At 72.2% G+C, this 15184-nt stretch carries 14 protein-coding genes; 8 read left to right on the top strand and 6 right to left on the bottom strand.

Annotation, left to right across the window (positions count from 1 at the left end):
- Positions 1 to 22 precede the first annotated feature (22 nt).
- Entirely contained in the window at positions 23 to 1030 is a 1008-nt protein-coding gene (locus BLW17_RS12475) for a TerC family protein (RefSeq protein ID WP_036736636.1), read from the bottom strand.
- Between the two features lie 178 nt (positions 1031 to 1208).
- On the opposite strand from BLW17_RS12475, the gene BLW17_RS12470 reads away from it, so the two are divergent.
- Both BLW17_RS12470 and folE2 read left to right on the top strand, forming a co-directional pair.
- The gene (locus tag BLW17_RS12470) at positions 1209 to 2402 is read left to right on the top strand and encodes an aminotransferase class I/II-fold pyridoxal phosphate-dependent enzyme (RefSeq protein WP_074826721.1); all 1194 of its coding nucleotides are present in this window, start codon (positions 1209 to 1211) and stop codon (positions 2400 to 2402) included.
- Positions 2403 to 2508: 106 nt separating this feature from the next.
- Positions 2509 to 3474: a GTP cyclohydrolase FolE2 gene (folE2, locus tag BLW17_RS12465; protein ID WP_036736878.1), complete on the top strand. Its 966-nt coding sequence runs from the start codon at positions 2509 to 2511 to the stop codon at positions 3472 to 3474.
- 8 nt (positions 3475 to 3482) lie between these two features.
- On the opposite strand, the gene BLW17_RS12460 is transcribed toward folE2, so the two are convergent.
- Positions 3483 to 4901, bottom strand: a complete 1419-nt coding sequence (locus tag BLW17_RS12460) for a hypothetical protein (protein ID WP_074826718.1) — start codon at positions 4899 to 4901, stop codon at positions 3483 to 3485.
- A gap of 609 nt (positions 4902 to 5510) precedes the next feature.
- Between BLW17_RS12460 and ileS the strand changes: the two genes are divergently transcribed.
- From ileS to ligD, 6 genes are all read left to right on the top strand, one after another.
- The gene (gene ileS / locus BLW17_RS12455) at positions 5511 to 8477 is read left to right on the top strand and encodes an isoleucine--tRNA ligase (protein ID WP_036735503.1); all 2967 of its coding nucleotides are present in this window, start codon (positions 5511 to 5513) and stop codon (positions 8475 to 8477) included.
- 3 nt (positions 8478 to 8480) lie between these two features.
- Positions 8481 to 8843: a hypothetical protein gene (locus tag BLW17_RS12450; protein WP_036735505.1), complete on the top strand. Its 363-nt coding sequence runs from the start codon at positions 8481 to 8483 to the stop codon at positions 8841 to 8843.
- 90 nt (positions 8844 to 8933) lie between these two features.
- Positions 8934 to 9749 (top strand): hypothetical protein, encoded by an 816-nt coding sequence (locus tag BLW17_RS18350; RefSeq protein WP_074826714.1) that lies wholly within the window; start codon positions 8934 to 8936, stop codon positions 9747 to 9749.
- Positions 9749 to 10111 (top strand): cell division protein ZapA, encoded by a 363-nt coding sequence (locus BLW17_RS12440; protein ID WP_036704172.1) that lies wholly within the window; start codon positions 9749 to 9751, stop codon positions 10109 to 10111. Before BLW17_RS18350 ends, BLW17_RS12440 begins: the two co-directional genes overlap by 1 nt.
- 84 nt (positions 10112 to 10195) lie before the next feature.
- The gene (ku, locus tag BLW17_RS12435) at positions 10196 to 11107 is read left to right on the top strand and encodes a non-homologous end joining protein Ku (RefSeq protein WP_052176553.1); all 912 of its coding nucleotides are present in this window, start codon (positions 10196 to 10198) and stop codon (positions 11105 to 11107) included.
- A 6-nt stretch (positions 11108 to 11113) separates the two neighbouring features.
- Positions 11114 to 13531, top strand: a complete 2418-nt coding sequence (ligD, locus tag BLW17_RS12430) for a DNA ligase D (RefSeq protein ID WP_036735507.1) — start codon at positions 11114 to 11116, stop codon at positions 13529 to 13531.
- On the opposite strand, the gene dtd is transcribed toward ligD, so the two are convergent.
- Genes dtd through BLW17_RS12410 form a run of 4 tightly spaced genes read right to left on the bottom strand, consistent with a single transcriptional unit; the run spans position 13528 to position 15130 of the window.
- Complete coding sequence (gene dtd / locus BLW17_RS12425) at positions 13528 to 13983, bottom strand: D-aminoacyl-tRNA deacylase (RefSeq protein ID WP_036735509.1); 456 nt, start codon at positions 13981 to 13983, stop codon at positions 13528 to 13530. The genes ligD and dtd overlap by 4 nt on opposite strands.
- Positions 13980 to 14393, bottom strand: a complete 414-nt coding sequence (locus BLW17_RS12420; RefSeq protein ID WP_036735511.1) for a DUF6691 family protein — start codon at positions 14391 to 14393, stop codon at positions 13980 to 13982. The genes dtd and BLW17_RS12420 overlap by 4 nt, the downstream gene beginning before the upstream one ends.
- Positions 14390 to 14878, bottom strand: a complete 489-nt coding sequence (locus BLW17_RS12415) for a YeeE/YedE family protein (protein WP_414811505.1) — start codon at positions 14876 to 14878, stop codon at positions 14390 to 14392. Before BLW17_RS12415 ends, BLW17_RS12420 begins: the two co-directional genes overlap by 4 nt.
- Positions 14879 to 14902: 24 nt before the next feature.
- Positions 14903 to 15130, bottom strand: a complete 228-nt coding sequence (locus BLW17_RS12410) for a hypothetical protein (protein ID WP_036704164.1) — start codon at positions 15128 to 15130, stop codon at positions 14903 to 14905.
- Between the last annotated feature and the right edge of the window lie 54 nt (positions 15131 to 15184).

Raw genomic sequence — 15184 nt, 5'->3', positions numbered from 1 at the left:
CCTCGCAACGAAAGGGCGGTGTTCACGCCTTGTTCGTCAGGTCCGCGTGGGCCGCGCCGCGGGTGCGCCACAGCGAGTAGGCGACGCCCGCGGCGAGGATCACGAAGGTCACCGACAGTGACACCGACGGCGGCACCTTCTCGATCCCCAGCATCTCGGCCACGATGACCTTGCCGCCGATGAAGACCAGCAGCACGGCCAGCGCCTGCTTGAGATAGGCGAAGCGGTGGATGATCGCCGCAAGCGCGAAGTAGAGCGCGCGCAGCCCGAGGATGGCGAAGATGTTCGAGGTGTAGACGATGTAGGGATCGGTGGTGATCGCGAAGATCGCGGGCACGCTGTCGACGGCGAAGATCACGTCGGCGATCTCGACCATCGCGAGCGCGAGGAACAGCGGCGTGGCGAAGAGCAGGGTCTTGCCGCGGCGGCCGGGGCGGGGATCGGCGCGGCGGACGAAGAAGCGCTCGCCATGCAGTCGCGAGGTGACGCGCAGGTTGCGCTTGAGCCAGCGCAGGATGCGCGACTGGCCCACGTCGTGATCCTCGTCCCCCGAGGACAGCAGCATCTTGATGCCGGTGGCGATCAGGAAGACGGCGAAGATCAGCAGGATCCACTCGTAGCGCGCGACCAGCGTGGCGCCGACGCCGATCATGATGCCGCGCAGGACGATCACGCCGAGGATGCCCCAGAACAGCACCCGGTGCTGGTACTGCCGCGGGATGGCCAGCGCGCCGAAGATCATGGCGATGACGAACACGTTGTCCATCGCCAGCGACTTCTCGACCACGAAGCCGGTGAGGTACTCGAGCGCGGGCTGCTGGCCCATCTGCCACCAGACGAAGCCGCCGAAACCGAGCCCGAGGGCGATGTACATCACCGACAGCATCAGGCTGCGGCGCACCCCGATCTCGCGGTTGCCGCGGTTCAGGACGCCGAGGTCGAGGACCAGCAGCACCACCACGGCGGTGAGGAAGACGGCCCACATCCAGACGGGCTGGCCGAGAAACATCGTTGAAGTCAGGAAATCCACGGGTGGCGATCCTTTGCGGCGGCCCTTGCGGCGGTTGAGGTGATGCGACCGACATCACGATCCGCCAAGATCGCCAGAGGGGCCCGGTCCCGACGCGACTTAGGGCACGCCGCGCCGGCGTCAAGAGCGACGCGGCGGCCACGTTGCGCTTTTTCCGCGCCGGGAGTAATCCGCGGCCATGGCCGAGAACTCCGATTCCCCCCCGCGCCCCGCGTCCGCCCGGCACCCCCGCACCCGGGCGGTCCATGCCGGCATCCGCCGCAGCCAGTACGGCGAGATGGCCGAGGCGCTGTTCCTGACCCAGGGCTTCGCCTACGCCAGCGCCGAGGAGGCCGAGGCGCGGTTCATCAAGTCGGGGCCGGACGAGTTCATTTATGCCCGCTACGGCAACCCGACGAGCCGGATGTTCGAGGACCGGATGGCGAGCCTCGAGGGGACCGAGGATGCCTTTGCCACTGCCTCGGGGATGGCGGCGGTCAACGGCGCGCTGATGGCGATCGCCCGGCCGGGCGAGCGGATCGTGGCGGCGCGGCAGCTTTTCGGGTCGTGCCTCTATGTGCTCGACATCCTCAAGCGCTTCGGGGTCGATGTGGTGCTGCTGGACGGCACCGACCTCGACCAGTGGCGGGCGGCGGTCACGCCGGGGACGCGGGCGGTGTTCTTCGAGACGGTCTCGAACCCGACGCTCGAGGTGATGGACATCGCGGGCATCGCCGACATCGCCCATGCGGCGGGCGCGCTGGTGGTGGTGGACAACGTGTTCGCCACGCCGGTCTTCTCGCGCGCCGTCGAGCAGGGCGCGGACGTGGTGATCTATTCGACGACCAAGCACGTCGATGGGGGCGGGCGGGCGCTCGGCGGGGTGATCTGCGGCACCCGCCAGTTCGTGCGCGAGGTGGCCGAGCCCTATCTCAAGCACACCGGCGGGGCGATCAGCCCCTTCAACGCCTGGATCATGCTGAACGGGCTTTCGACGCTCGAGCTGCGGGTGCGGGCGATGGCGGACACGGCGCTGACGCTGGCGCAGGCGCTTGAGGGCGCCGGGGTGCGGGTGATCTATCCGGGCCTTGCCGGCCATCCCCAGCACGCGCTGGCGATGCGGCAGATGGGGTCGGGGGGGACGATGATCGCGCTTGACCTCGGCACCAAGGCGGCCGCCTTCGCGGCGCTGAACCGGATGGCGCTGGTGTCGATCTCGAACAACCTCGGCGACGCCAAGTCCATCGCCACCCACCCGGCGACGACCACCCACCAGCGCCTGTCCGAGGACGACCGCGCGGCGATGGGGATCGGGCCGGGGCTGATCCGCCTGTCGGTCGGGCTGGAACACGCGGACGACCTGGCCGCCGACATCCTCGGCGCGATCGGCTGAGTCGGGGCCGCCCGTCGCGTCGACCCCGTGACCAACCCGCGCCTGCCGCTTTGATTTCGCCCGCGGCGGCCCCATATCGGGACCGTCCGAACCGCCCGAGGCGCCGATGACCCAGACCACGCCCACCCCGCCCCCCGCCTATCCGGCGCTGCGTCGCGACTATCCGGCCGATTTCCGCGTGGACGAGGCCTATCGCGCCAGCCTGCCCGACCTGCAGAACGGCCCGGCGAGCCTGATCGTCGGCGCCCGCAAGGCGATCCAGCACGTCGGCATCTCGAACTTCCGCCTGCCGATCCGCTACCGCCAGAAGGACGGCGGCGAGATCACGCTGGAAACCAGCGTCACCGGCACCGTCAGCCTCGAGGCCGACCGCAAGGGCATCAACATGAGCCGCATCATGCGGTCCTTCTATGCCCACGCCGACAAGCAGTTCTCGCTCGGCGTGATGGCGGCGGCGCTGTCAGACTACAAGGACCACCTCGACGCCTTCGACGCGCGCATCCAGATGCGGCTCTCCTATCCGATGCGGGTCGGCTCGCTGCGCTCGGGGCTCGAGGGGTGGCAGTATTACGACCTCGCGCTCGAGATGGTGGACCAGGGCGGCGAGCGGCTGCGCATCCTGCACGCGGATTATGTCTATTCCTCGACCTGCCCCTGTTCGCTCGAGCTGTCCGAGCACGCGCGGGCGGGGCGCGGGCAGCTTGCCACGCCGCACTCGCAGCGCTCGGTCGCGCGGATCTCGGCGGTGATGCTGGGCGAGGAGAAGCTGTGGTTCGAGGACATGATCGCGCTCTGCCGCCGGGCGGTTGCGACCGAGACGCAGGTGATGGTCAAGCGCGAGGACGAGCAAGCCTTCGCCGAGCTGAACGCGGCCAACCCGATCTTCGTCGAGGACGCGGTGCGCGCCTTTGCCCGCGAGCTCGAGGCCGAGCCGCGGGTGGGGGATTTCCGCATCATCGCCAGCCACCAGGAATCGCTGCACTCGCATGACGCGGTGAGCCTGATGACCGAGGGCGAGACCTTCGCGCAGACCTCGCTCGACCCCGCGACCTTCGCCGGGCTGCGGGCGTAGGGCCGGGCCTAGACCCAGCCCAGCGTCACCAGCCCGGCCATCGCCCCGGTCCAGAGTGCCAGCCCGGCGAGGCAATAGACCCCGTTCCAGCGCGGCCCGACCGTGATCGGTGTCTGGCCGACCAGCGCCGCGGCGTAGGCGACGGTGGTGATGACGGGCGAGAAGATCATCACCAGGCTCCACGATCCGGCGAGGCTGAGCGCGGCGGCGAGGTCGGTGAGGCCGGGGATGTCGAGCCGGGTCACGAGCGCGCCCGCCACCGCGGCGGTGATGATCGGGTTGATCCCGAGGCTGGCGAGGCCGAAGAGCGTGAGGTTCAGCGCCACGATCACCACCCCGCCGCTGGCGTGGAGGCTGGCGACCAGCGCCTGCACCCGCTCGACCGGGATCAGCTCGAGCGCCAGCACCGAGAGCAGCCCGGCCGAGGCGAAGATGGCGATCTCGCCGGCCGCGAGGGGGAAGCGGCGCACGGTCATCACCGCGGTGCGGCGGACGGCGGCGCCCGCCCCGCCCGGCTGGTGGCGGCCGAGGACCGCCGCCCAGCCGAGGCTGTAGGCCGGGACCGCGAGCAGCAGCGCGTGCTGGAAATCCTGCCGCGCGACCTCGCCGATGGCGAAGACCAGCGCGCCCAGGGCGGCGACGTGCAGGATCAGCCGGATCAGCCCGGCCCGGTCGCCGGGCTCGGCGTGGGCGGGCGTCACCCCCGGCGTGCGCGCCGGTGCGGTGGCCCGATCGAGCACCCAGCCCGCGGCCAGGAACACCAGCGCCACCGCGATCCCCGGCGGGCCCAGCCGGGCGTAGCTCAGGCCCGGCATGGCCAGCAGCAGCGTGTTCATCCCGAAGCCGAAGGGCGACCACAGCGGCAGCAGGCTGAAGCCGCGCAGCACCGCGACGGTCATCCGTCTGAGCCGCACCGCCCGCACCGCCGCCGAGGCGCGGGTGTCGGCGTCGAGCGCCCGCACCGCCATCTCGAGCAGGATGGCAAGCCCGCCGAGGTTGATGAGCAGCCCGAAGATGTTGCCGCCCGAGGCGAGCGCGAGGTAGCGCCGCCCCGGCGGCTGGGCGGTCAGATAGCGCCCCGCCTCGGCAATCGCGGGCGCGTCGCCCGCGACCACCCGCAGGATCCCGAGCAGCGCCAGCAGCGAGGCGAGGAAGGCCATGCGCGCCAGCCCGTCCTCGATCGCCGCGGGCGCGACCCCGCGGGCCAGCGCGAGGGCGAGCAGCGCGGCCGACAGGCCAACCGGCACCCACGAGGCGAGGGTGAAGCGCCGCCACTCGAGCGCGAAATAGACCGCGATGGCCGCGCCCGCGATCCAGCCGAGGGCGGGGGCGGGGTGCACGATCTCGGCCAGCGACACGGCGATCACCGCGCAGATGCAGGCCTGCGAGACGAGCGCGGCGCGCGAGCGGGGCGGCACGTCGATCATCGGCGGGCGGGGTGGGGGCAGGGGCGTCGCGAGTCGGTCATGCGGGCCACGTTGGGGCGGGGACGGGACGGGCGCAATCCGGCTGCCGCATCGGTGGCCCGTGCCATGCGGTGGGTGCATGGCTAGGTGGTGAGGGTGGGGCGTCGGGCGGGGGTTGGTGCAGGGTGCGGCGAGCGGCCGGTGCCCGGCGCGCGTGTTGCGGGGTCGCGGGGCGGAGTAGGCCAGCCGCATCCTGATAATGCTCCAATGCCCACTCCTCTCGCCCCCACGCGGCGAGGGTCCGTGCCCTGTCTCACAGGCGATGGGAGCGGTGGCACCGCTTTCGACGGTCTCCCTGCGCGTCAGCGTTGCTTGACCCGGGGCAGGTAGCGCGCATTTCGACCTTGTGGGTGCCAGCGTGGCGTCAACCACTCCCCCCGCTCCCACGCCCCCGCCACCCCCCGCCGCCCCGCCTTGCAGGGGCCGGGCGCGGTTCCTATAAGCCCGGCATGGTTCCCGCGGCCCGGATATCCCGAATTAGCCGCCCGGCGGCGTGAGCGTCTCGCGCCTGCCGGGTCGTTGCCTGCCCGTTGCCGTCTGCCCTAGCGCGCCCGCCCCCGAGGATTCCCGATGCCCGCCGACACCCTGACCGAAGACCACGCCGCCCCCGACTATCGCAGCACCGTCTTTCTGCCCGAGACCGAGTTTCCCATGCGCGCGGGCCTGCCGCAGCGCGAGCCCGAGTGGCTGGCCCGCTGGGACCGGCTCGGCGTCTATGACCGGCTGCGCGCGCGCGCGGCGGGGCGGCAGCCCTTCGTGCTGCACGATGGCCCCCCCTATGCCAACGGGCATCTGCACATCGGCCATGCGCTGAACAAGGTGCTCAAGGACTTCATCACCCGCAGCCAGCAGATGATGGGCCGGGACGCGCGCTATGTGCCGGGCTGGGACTGCCACGGCCTGCCGATCGAGTGGAAGATCGAGGAGGCCTATCGCGCCCGCGGCCAGGACAAGGACGCGGTGGACGTGGTCGAGTTCCGGCAGGAATGCCGCCGCTTCGCCGAGGGCTGGGTCGAGGTGCAGCGGGATGAGTTCCGCCGCCTCGGGGTCACCGGCAAGTGGGACGACCCCTACCTCACCATGGACTATCACGCCGAGGCGGTGATCGCAGGCGAGTTCATGAAGCTGGTGATGAACGGCAGCCTCTATCAGGGCTCGAAGCCGGTGATGTGGTCGCCGGTCGAACAGACCGCGCTGGCCGAGGCCGAGGTCGAATACCACGACCACACCAGCCACATGATCTGGGTCGGCTTCCCGGTGGTGGCGCAGCACGAGTTTGCGCCGCTCGACGGCTGCCTCCGCACCGACCTGCTGGGCGCGCGGGTGGTGATCTGGACCACGACGCCGTGGACGATCCCGCAGAACCGCGCGGTCGCCTTCGGGCCGGGCATCGCCTACGGGCTTTACGAGGTGACGGGCCGGCCCGAAGCGTCGATGGCGCGGATCGGCGGCACCTACCTGCTGGCCGACAAGCTGGCCGACGAGACGTTCCGCGCCGCCAAGCTTGAACCGGGGATGTATCGCCGCCTGCGCGACGTGCCGGCCGACGAGCTGGCCTCGCTGGTCCTCGCCCATCCCTATCGCGGGATCGAGGGGGGCGCGGGCGAGTGGGACGGCGACATCCCGATGCTGCCCGGCGACCACGTGACCGAGGACGCGGGGACGGGCTTTGTGCACACCGCGCCCAGCCACGGCGACGACGACTATCAGTTGGCGCTGAAGCACGGGTTGAAGATGACCCACAACGTGCTGCCCGATGGCAGCTACCGCGCCGACCTGCCGGTCTTCGGGGGGCAGGCGATCCTGACCGCCGACGGCAAGGAGGGCCCGGCGAACGTCAGCAACATCAAGGCGTTGGCGGGGCAGGGGGCGCTCTTGGCCAAGGGCAAGCTCAAGCATTCGTACCCGCACAGCTGGCGGTCCAAGGCGCCGCTGATCTATCGCAACACGCCGCAGTGGTTCGCGGCCATCGACAAGCCGCTGGCGGACGGGATGGACGCGCATGGCGAGACCATCCGCGCCCGGGCGCTCGCCTCGATCGACGAGCTGGTGACGTGGACCCCGCCCTCGGGGCGCAACCGCATCCACAGCATGGTCGAGGGCCGCCCCGACTGGGTGCTGTCGCGGCAGCGCGCCTGGGGGGTGCCGCTGACCTGTTTCACCCGCAAGGGTGCGCGCCCCGACGACGCCGACTTCCTGCTGCGCGACGACCGCGTGAACGGCCGCATCCTCGAGGCGTTCGAGCGCGACGGCGCCGATGTCTGGTACCGCGACGGCTTCAAGGAGCGCATCCTCGACGGGATCGTGGACCCCGCGGAGTACGAGCAGGTCATGGACGTCCTCGACGTGTGGTTCGATTCGGGCTCGACCCACGCCTTCGTGCTGCGCGACCGCGCGGACGGGGCGCCGGACGGCATCGCCGACCTCTACCTCGAAGGCACCGACCAGCATCGTGGCTGGTTCCAGTCCTCGCTTCTGCAGGCCTGCGCCACGCGCGGCCGGGCGCCCTATCGGGGCGTGCTGACCCACGGCTTCACGCTCGACGAGAAGGGCATGAAGATGTCCAAGTCGCTGGGCAACACCGTCGCCCCGCAGGAGGTGATCGACCAGTACGGCGCCGACATCCTGCGGCTCTGGGTGGCGCAGTCGGACTATACGGTGGACCTGCGGATCGGGAAGGAGATCCTGAAAGGCACCGCGGACGCCTATCGGCGGCTGAGGAACACCATGCGCTTCATGCTGGGCGCGCTGGCCGGGTTCGACGCGGCCGAGCGGCTGCCGCTGGCCGAGATGCCCGAGCTGGACGCGCTGATGCTGCACCGGCTGGCGGAACTCGACACCCGGGTGCGGGCGGGCTACGCGGCCTATGACTTCCAGGGGGTGTTCCGGGCGCTCTTCGACTTCGCCACCGGTGATCTCTCGGCCTTCTACTTCGACATCCGCAAGGACGCGCTCTATTGCGACGCGCCGACCAGCCCGCGGCGTCGTGCCGCGCGCACGGTGCTCGACGCGCTCTTCCAGCGGCTGACCCTGTGGCTCGCGCCGATCCTGCCCTTCACGGCCGAGGACGTGTGGCTCTCGCGCCATCCGTCCGACGAGGACAGCGTGCACCTGCACGACTTCCCCGAGACGCCGGCGGAGTGGCTGAACCCCGCGCTCGCCGCCAAGTGGGACGGCATCCGCCGCGCCCGCCGGGTGGTGACGGCGGCGCTGGAGCTGCGGCGCGCCGACAAGACCATCGGGGCGAGCCTCGAGGCGGCGCCGGTGGTCCATGTCGAGGATGCCGCGACGCTGGCCGCGCTGCGCTCGGTCGATTTCGCCGCGGTGTGCATCACCTCGGACGTGGGGCTGTCGGGCGATCCGGCGCCCTCCGAGGCGTTCCGCCTGCCCGAGGTGCCGGGGATCGGCGTGGTGTTCGAGCTGGCCGAAGGCGAGAAATGCCAGCGCTGCTGGCAGATCCTGCCCGACGTGGGCACCCACGACCATCCCGCGACCTGCGCCCGCTGCGACGCGGTGCTGGACGCGGCGGGGGTCTGAGGGGTGGCGGGCGCGCTGTCGGTCGTGCTGGTGCTGGTGACGCTGTCGGCGGGCGAGCCGCCGCATGTGTCGTTCAGCACCGCCGAGGATGCCGCCGACTGCGCCGCCAAGGGTGAGCGGCTGGGGGCGATCCTGACCGGCGCGGGCTACCGGGTCGGCGCGCAGGCCTGCGTTGAGACGGACGCCCGCTTCGCCCCCTACGATCACGGGGCATCCGTGTTCCCCCAAGCCTACCGCGTGACGGTGCCGGCGACTGGCGGCGCGTCGGTCGAGCCGCTGGACCGGATCGACGACTGCACGGCGGCGCCCGAGGCCGATCCTGCGGTCTGGTGCGCGCTCTCGGCGCAGGCGCCGCTGGACGGCTGAGGCAGGCGGGCCGGCGCGGGGGCCCCGGCGCTTGCCAGAACCGCCCGGCTTTGCGAGAACGGGTTGCCTAGCCAGAGGACCGACCGTCCCATGACCGACATCTCCGCCGCCGAGCGGCGCCTCAGCGCCGCGCTCGACCGGCTTGACCACAGCCTCGACCGTGCCGCCCGCAGGCCCGCGCCCGCCGCGGCTGCCGTTGCCGCGCCCGTTGCCGCTGCCGCCCCGGCATCGCCCGACGACGCCGAGCCCTCGGCCGAGATCGCGGCGCTGCGCGACCGGCAGGCGGCGACGCTCGAGGCGATGCAGATGCGGCTGGCCGAGGCGCATGAGCGGCTGGCCGGCGCGGGCGAGCAGGCGGCGCGGCTGGCGGCCGCCAACGACGAACTGGCGCGCGCCAACCGGGCGCTGATCGCGGCGATCGACGGCGAGGGCGCGGGCGACGACCCGGTGCGCGTGGCGCTCGAGGCGGAACTCGAGGCCCAGCACGCGGCGCGGGCGGCGGAGGTCGCGCAGATGAGCGAGATCCTCGACGCGCTCGACCGGATGCTCGGCGTGACGACGACGCCGCGCAGCCATTCCTCGGCCGCGCGGGGCCGCCCCGGCCCGAACGGGCGCCCCGCGACGGACCGCAGCCGCGCGTCTGTGCGTGGCGAGCCGCCCGCGGATCGCGCTGCCCCGGATGTCGCAACCGCCGCCGATGAGGCCCCCGCCGTCGCGGCCCCGGACAGCCCCGCCCCGCCTGACCGCACTCCGCCGCCAGACACCCCTCGCGACCTGACCGTGGACCCCGACCCCGATGCACTGCGGGTGGGCGAGGACTGGCTCGACGAGGATGCCGACCCGACCGATGAACTTCCCGAAGACCTGACCGCCGATCGCCTCGACCAGGAAGGAGGGCGCAGCTGATGCCCACCGTCGATTTCTCCATCGGCCACAAGGACTACACCCTCTCCTGCCAGGAGGGTGAGGAGCGGCTGCTCAAACGCGCGGCGGCGATGCTGGATACCGAGGCGCGGGCGATTCTCGACCAGGCCGGGCGGATGCCCGAGCCGCGGCTGTTGCTGCTGGCCGGGCTGATGCTCGCCGACCGCACCGCGGCGCTCGAGGATCGGGCCGCGGCGGCCGAGCGCGAGCTGGCCAGGCTCAAGGCCAACCCGCCGCGCATCGAGGTGCCGGTGGTCCCCGCCGCCATCGGCGAGGCGCTGGCCGAACTCGCCGCCCGAGCCGAGGCGCTGGCCGAGAAGGCCGAGGAAACGCTGGACGTCTGACCCCGCGCCGCCCGCGCGGGGCCGATGCAACCGCGCCGGGCGCCGGGGCGTTCGGCGCCAGGTATCTTGCGAGGGGGAACGGTCATGGCGTCGCGCGCGGTCTGGAAGGGGCAGCTCAGGCTCTCGCTGGTGTCGATCCCGATCGAGATCCACACCGCGACCAAGACCGGCCGGCGGGTCGCGTTCCGGCAGATCCACGGCCCCTCGGGCAAGCCGGTGAACTATGAAAAGACCGTGCCCGGCATCGGCAAGGTCTCGTCCGACGAGATCCTCAAGGGCTATTCGCTGGGCGACAACGAATACCTGCTGATCGACCCCGAAGAGATCGACGCGATCAAGCTCGAGACGAAGAAGACCTTTGAACTGGTCCAGTTCGTCGGCACCAACGAGATCTCGCCGCTCTACTACGACCAGCCCTATTACATCGTCCCCGCCGACGATCTGGCCGAGGACGCCTATCGCGTGGTCCGCGACGCGCTGCGCAAGGCGCAGAAGACGGGGATCGGCCAGCTCACCCTGCGCGGGCGCGAGCATCTGTGCGCGGTGCGCCCCTGCGGCGACGGGCTGCTGATGGAGACGCTGTTCTACGCCGACGAGATCAAGGACGCCGACCCGCTGTTCAGCACCATCGAGGACGACGAGGCCGACCCGGACCTGCTGTCGGTCGCCACCGCGCTGATCGACAAGAAGACCGCACCCTTCGACGCCGCGGCCTTCACCGACAACTACGACAAGTCGCTGCGGGCGCTGATCGAGGACAAGCGTAAGGGCCGGGCGCCGCGCGTCACCGCCTCGGGCGAGCGGCCCTCGGCCGACAACGTCGTGGACTTGATGCAGGCGCTCAAGGACAGCCTCAAGGCGTCAGGCGGGGCGGGTGCCTCGGGCGGCAAGACGGCGGCGAAGAAACCGGCGGCCAGCAAGGCCAAGGCCGCCGCGGAAGATGATGAGAAGCCTGCCAAGCCTGCTGCGAAGCCCCGCGCCCGCAAGGCGGGCTGACCGGGATTGGACCGCCTCGCGCCCTACGCCGCCAAGCGCGACCCCGCGAAGACGCCCGAGCCGTTCGAGCCCGGCACCCCCTCGGGCGGGGCGCTGCGCTATTCGATGCAGAACCACGACGCGACCCGCCTGCACTGGGACCTGCGGCTCGAGTGGGAGGGGGTACTGCTGAGCTGGGCGGTGACCCGCGGCCCCTCGCTCGATCCCGCCGACAAGCGCCTCGCCGTGCGGACCGAGGATCATCCGCTGCCCTACCTGACCTTCGAGGGGACGATCCCCAGGGGCGAGTACGGCGCCGGCACGGTGATGCTGTGGGACATCGGCCACTGGCGCCCGGTCGAGGATGCCGCCCGCGGCCTGACCAAGGGGCACCTGCGCTTCCAGCTTTACGGGCGGCGGCTGACCGGGCTCTGGGACCTCGTGCGGATCAAGGGCAAGCCGGCCGACAAGGGCCGCGAGAACTGGCTGATGGTCAAGGCCGAGGATGCCGCCGCCCACCAGCCCGACCCGGTGGCGCGCTACACCACCAGTATTTCTTCGGGCCGTGACTTCGCCGCCATCGCTTCGGGGGCGAAGGCGGTGCCGCCCGGACCGGCGGAGCCGCTGGCGCTGCCGAAACCGGCCGAGCCGATGCTGGCCAAGTTGGTCACCGACCCGCTCGAGGGCGACGACTGGCTGCATGAGGTGAAGATCGACGGCTACCGCGGGCTCGTCCATCTGGGCCGCGGCGGGCCGGTGATCCGCACCCGCAACGGGCTCGACTGGACCGACCGCTTCGCGCCGCTGGTGCCGGTGCTGGCAAGCCTGCCCGCCCGTTCGGCGCTGATCGACGGCGAGATCGTCGCGGGCGCCGGGGCGCAGGGCTTCGCCGCGCTGCAACAGGCGATCACCGACGGCGGGCCGTTCGGCTACGTGGCCTTCGACCTGCTGGAACTCGACGGTGCCAGCCTGCGCCGCGAGCCGCTGACCGCGCGCCGCGCGGCGCTTGCGGCGCTGCTCGGCGACCAGCCGCCGCTGGGGATCCTGCAGATGTCGGTGGCGCTGCCCGGCGACGGCGCGGCGGCGCTCGGCGCGATCTGCGCGGCGGGGGGCGAGGGGATCGTCTCGAAACGCGCGGCCAGCCTCTATCGCGCCGGGCGCAGCGATTCGTGGCGCAAGATCAAGTGCGACCGGCGGACCGCCTTTGCCGTCATCGGCTGGGCGAAATCCGACAGCCCCGGGCGGCCCTTCGCCTCGCTGCTGCTGGCCAGCCCCGAGGGCGACGGCTGGCGCTACCGCGGCCGGGTCGGCACCGGGTTCTCGGGCGAGGTGCAGGCGGACCTCGCCGCGCGCATGGCGCCACTGACCCGCAAGACCGCCCCCGCCGCGGTGCCGCGCAGCGAAACCCGCGGCGTGACCTGGGTCGAGCCGGCGCTGATGGCCGAGGTCCGCTATGCCGAGGAGACCACCGGCGGCATCCTGCGTCACGCGAGCTTTCAGGGCCTGCGCGAGGACAAGATGGCGCCCCCCGCGCCACCTGAACCGCCCGTCGTCCGGGTCGAGCGGGTGACGGCCGGGCGCAAGGTGGCGGGCGTCACCATCACCAACCCCGACCGGGTGATCTTCCCCGAGCCGGGCGTCACCAAGGGCGAGCTGGCCGAATACTACGCCGCCGCCGCCCCGCGGATGCTGGCGCATTGCGCCAACCGGCCCCTGTCGCTGGTGCGGCTGCCCGAGGGGATGGGCGGGCAGAGCTTCTTCCAGAAGCACGCCGGCAAGGGGTTTCCCGCCCAGATCGCCCAGACCGATCTGCCGGGCGAGGACGAGCCGGCGCTCTATGTCACCTCGGCCGCGGGGCTGGTCGCGGGGGCGCAGATGGGGGTCGTCGAATACCACATCCGCGGGGTGCTGCGCGACCGGCCGGACCGGCCCGACCGGATCGTCTTCGACCTCGACCCCGACGAGGGGCTGGGCTTCGCCGAGGTGAAGGCCGCGGCCTTCGACCTGCGCGACCGGCTTGCTGCGCTGGGTTTGCCGACCTGGCCGATGCTCACCGGCGGCAAGGGCATCCACGTCGTCGGCGACCTGCGTCGCACCGCGGGGTGGGAGGTCGTCAAGCTCTTCGCCCGCAGCTTCGCGTATCTGCTCGCCGCCGAGGCGCCCGAGCGTTACGTGGCGGTGATGTCCAAGGCCAGGCGCGAGGGGAAAATCTTTATCGACTGGCTAAGGAACGACACGCAAGCCACGGCCATCGCGCCGTTTTCCTGCCGCGCGCGGGCCGGGGCCACGGTCGCGGTGCCGCTGTCGTGGGCGGCGCTGGAGGCCGAGACGAGCGCGGCGGCCTATGACGTCCGCACCGCGCTTGAGGCCGCACCGCGGATCGCGCCAGCGCGCGCGGCGCCGGTCGGGATCGAGAAGGTCGCCCGCGCGCTGGTCGGCGACTAGGCGCGGTCGCGGTCGGCGCTGTCCATCCAGATCGTCACCGGCCCGTCATTGAACAGCGAAACCTTCATGTCCGCGCCGAACTCCCCGGTCTGAACCGGCAGGCCCAGCCCGCGGAGCGCTTCGGCGAAGTGGAGGTAGAGCCGCTCGCCCTCGGCCGGCGGGGCGGCGGTCGAGAAGCCGGGGCGGTTCCCGGTCCGCGTGTCGGCGGCCAGGGTGAACTGGCTGACGACCAATACCGCCCCGCCCACGTCCTGCACCGAGCGGTTCATCTTGTCGGCCGCGTCGCGGAAGATCCGCAGCCGCGCCACGCGGCCCGCCAGTCGCTCGGCGGTGCCCGCATCGTCGCCCGCCATCGCGCAGACCAGCACCAGCAGCCCCGGGCCGATCCGGCCGACCGAGCGGCCCGCGACCGTGACCTCGGCTCCGGTCACGCGCTGGATCAGGACCCTCACCGGACCAGCCGCGCGGCGGCCATGCCGGCCAGCATGGCGGCCAGGAAGGCGAGGAACGGCCAGGGCGCGATCAGCGCCGAGGCGGCTGCGGGGCCGGGGCAGTAGCCCGCCAGCCCCCAGCCGAGCCCGAACAGCGCCGACCCGACGAAGAGCGGCGCGTCCAGCCGCCGGGATGCGGGGCCGGGCAGCGGTGCGCCGGTCGCGGCACGGGTCATCCGCCCCGCCACCCGCCAGGCCACGGCCATCGCCGCCACCGCACCGCCCATGACGAAGGCAAGCGTCGGGTCCCAGGCCCCGAACGGGTCGAGGAAGCCGCGCACCTTGGCCGGGTCGGTCATCCCCGCGACCAGCAGCCCGGCCCCGAACAGCGCGCCGCAGAGAAGCGGCAGGATCAGCCGCAGCGCGATCATGGCGCGACCCCGAGCGCCCGGCCGATCAGCACGCCGACGACGCCGAAGCCGAGATAGGTGAAGGTCGCGGCGAGCCCCCGCGGCGCCAGCCGCGAGACGCCGCAGACGCCGTGCCCCGAGGTGCAGCCGTTGGCGAGCCGCGAGCCGAAGCCGACCAGCAGCCCTGCCACGACCAGCACCGGCAGGCCCAAGAGCGGCGCGACCCCGTGGCCCGCGCCCGTCGCCACCAGCAGCGCCGGCGCGCCGACGAGGCCCAGCACGAACAGCGCCCGCTCGATCCACGGCGTTGCGCCGTCGCCGGGCGTCAGCACGCCCGCGATCAGCCCGCTCGCGCCCATGATCCGGCCCGTGCCGAGCAGGAACACCGCCGCGGCCAGGCCGATCATCAGCCCGCCGGCGAGCCCCATCATCCAGTCCAGCGGCATCGCGCCCCTCCATCGTCTCCAGGATCTGCGCAAAGATATATTCGGTGTTGCGAATGTCACCGCGGGCGCCGGCGCGGGCCCGGCTCAGCGGCCGAGCATGATCCCCAGCACCACCGCCATCAGCCCCAGCATCGACGCTGCCAGCGCGGCCATGTTCACCGCCACCACCCGGCGCATAACGGCCCGCATGGCGGCGTCGTCCAGCGCCCGGCGGCGGGCGCCCAGCACCGCGGCGATGCACCAGACGATCCCGGCCAGACCTAGTGCCGCCAGCCCTGCGCCGCCCCAGATCAGCACGTCCCAGACCGTCATCGCGCGTCCCCCTTGCCGTTGGCCCCACTCATCCGCCCGGCCCTAGCGGCGATT

The organism is Paracoccus sanguinis (assembly GCF_900106665.1).
Lineage (GTDB): Bacteria > Pseudomonadota > Alphaproteobacteria > Rhodobacterales > Rhodobacteraceae > Paracoccus > Paracoccus panacisoli.
This window is presented reverse-complemented; position numbering and strand designations above follow the sequence as displayed.

Coding starts and splice junctions, on each gene's coding strand:
- BLW17_RS12410 (WP_036704164.1), bottom strand. CDS start 15,130: ATGACGGTCTGGGACGTGCTGATCTGGGGCGGCGCAGGGCTGGCGGCA.
- BLW17_RS12470 (WP_074826721.1), top strand. CDS start 1,209: ATGGCCGAGAACTCCGATTCCCCCCCGCGCCCCGCGTCCGCCCGGCAC.
- ku (WP_052176553.1), top strand. CDS start 10,196: ATGGCGTCGCGCGCGGTCTGGAAGGGGCAGCTCAGGCTCTCGCTGGTG.
- folE2 (WP_036736878.1), top strand. CDS start 2,509: ATGACCCAGACCACGCCCACCCCGCCCCCCGCCTATCCGGCGCTGCGT.
- BLW17_RS18350 (WP_074826714.1), top strand. CDS start 8,934: ATGACCGACATCTCCGCCGCCGAGCGGCGCCTCAGCGCCGCGCTCGAC.
- BLW17_RS12420 (WP_036735511.1), bottom strand. CDS start 14,393: ATGATCGCGCTGCGGCTGATCCTGCCGCTTCTCTGCGGCGCGCTGTTC.
- BLW17_RS12440 (WP_036704172.1), top strand. CDS start 9,749: ATGCCCACCGTCGATTTCTCCATCGGCCACAAGGACTACACCCTCTCC.
- ileS (WP_036735503.1), top strand. CDS start 5,511: ATGCCCGCCGACACCCTGACCGAAGACCACGCCGCCCCCGACTATCGC.
- BLW17_RS12460 (WP_074826718.1), bottom strand. CDS start 4,901: ATGATCGACGTGCCGCCCCGCTCGCGCGCCGCGCTCGTCTCGCAGGCC.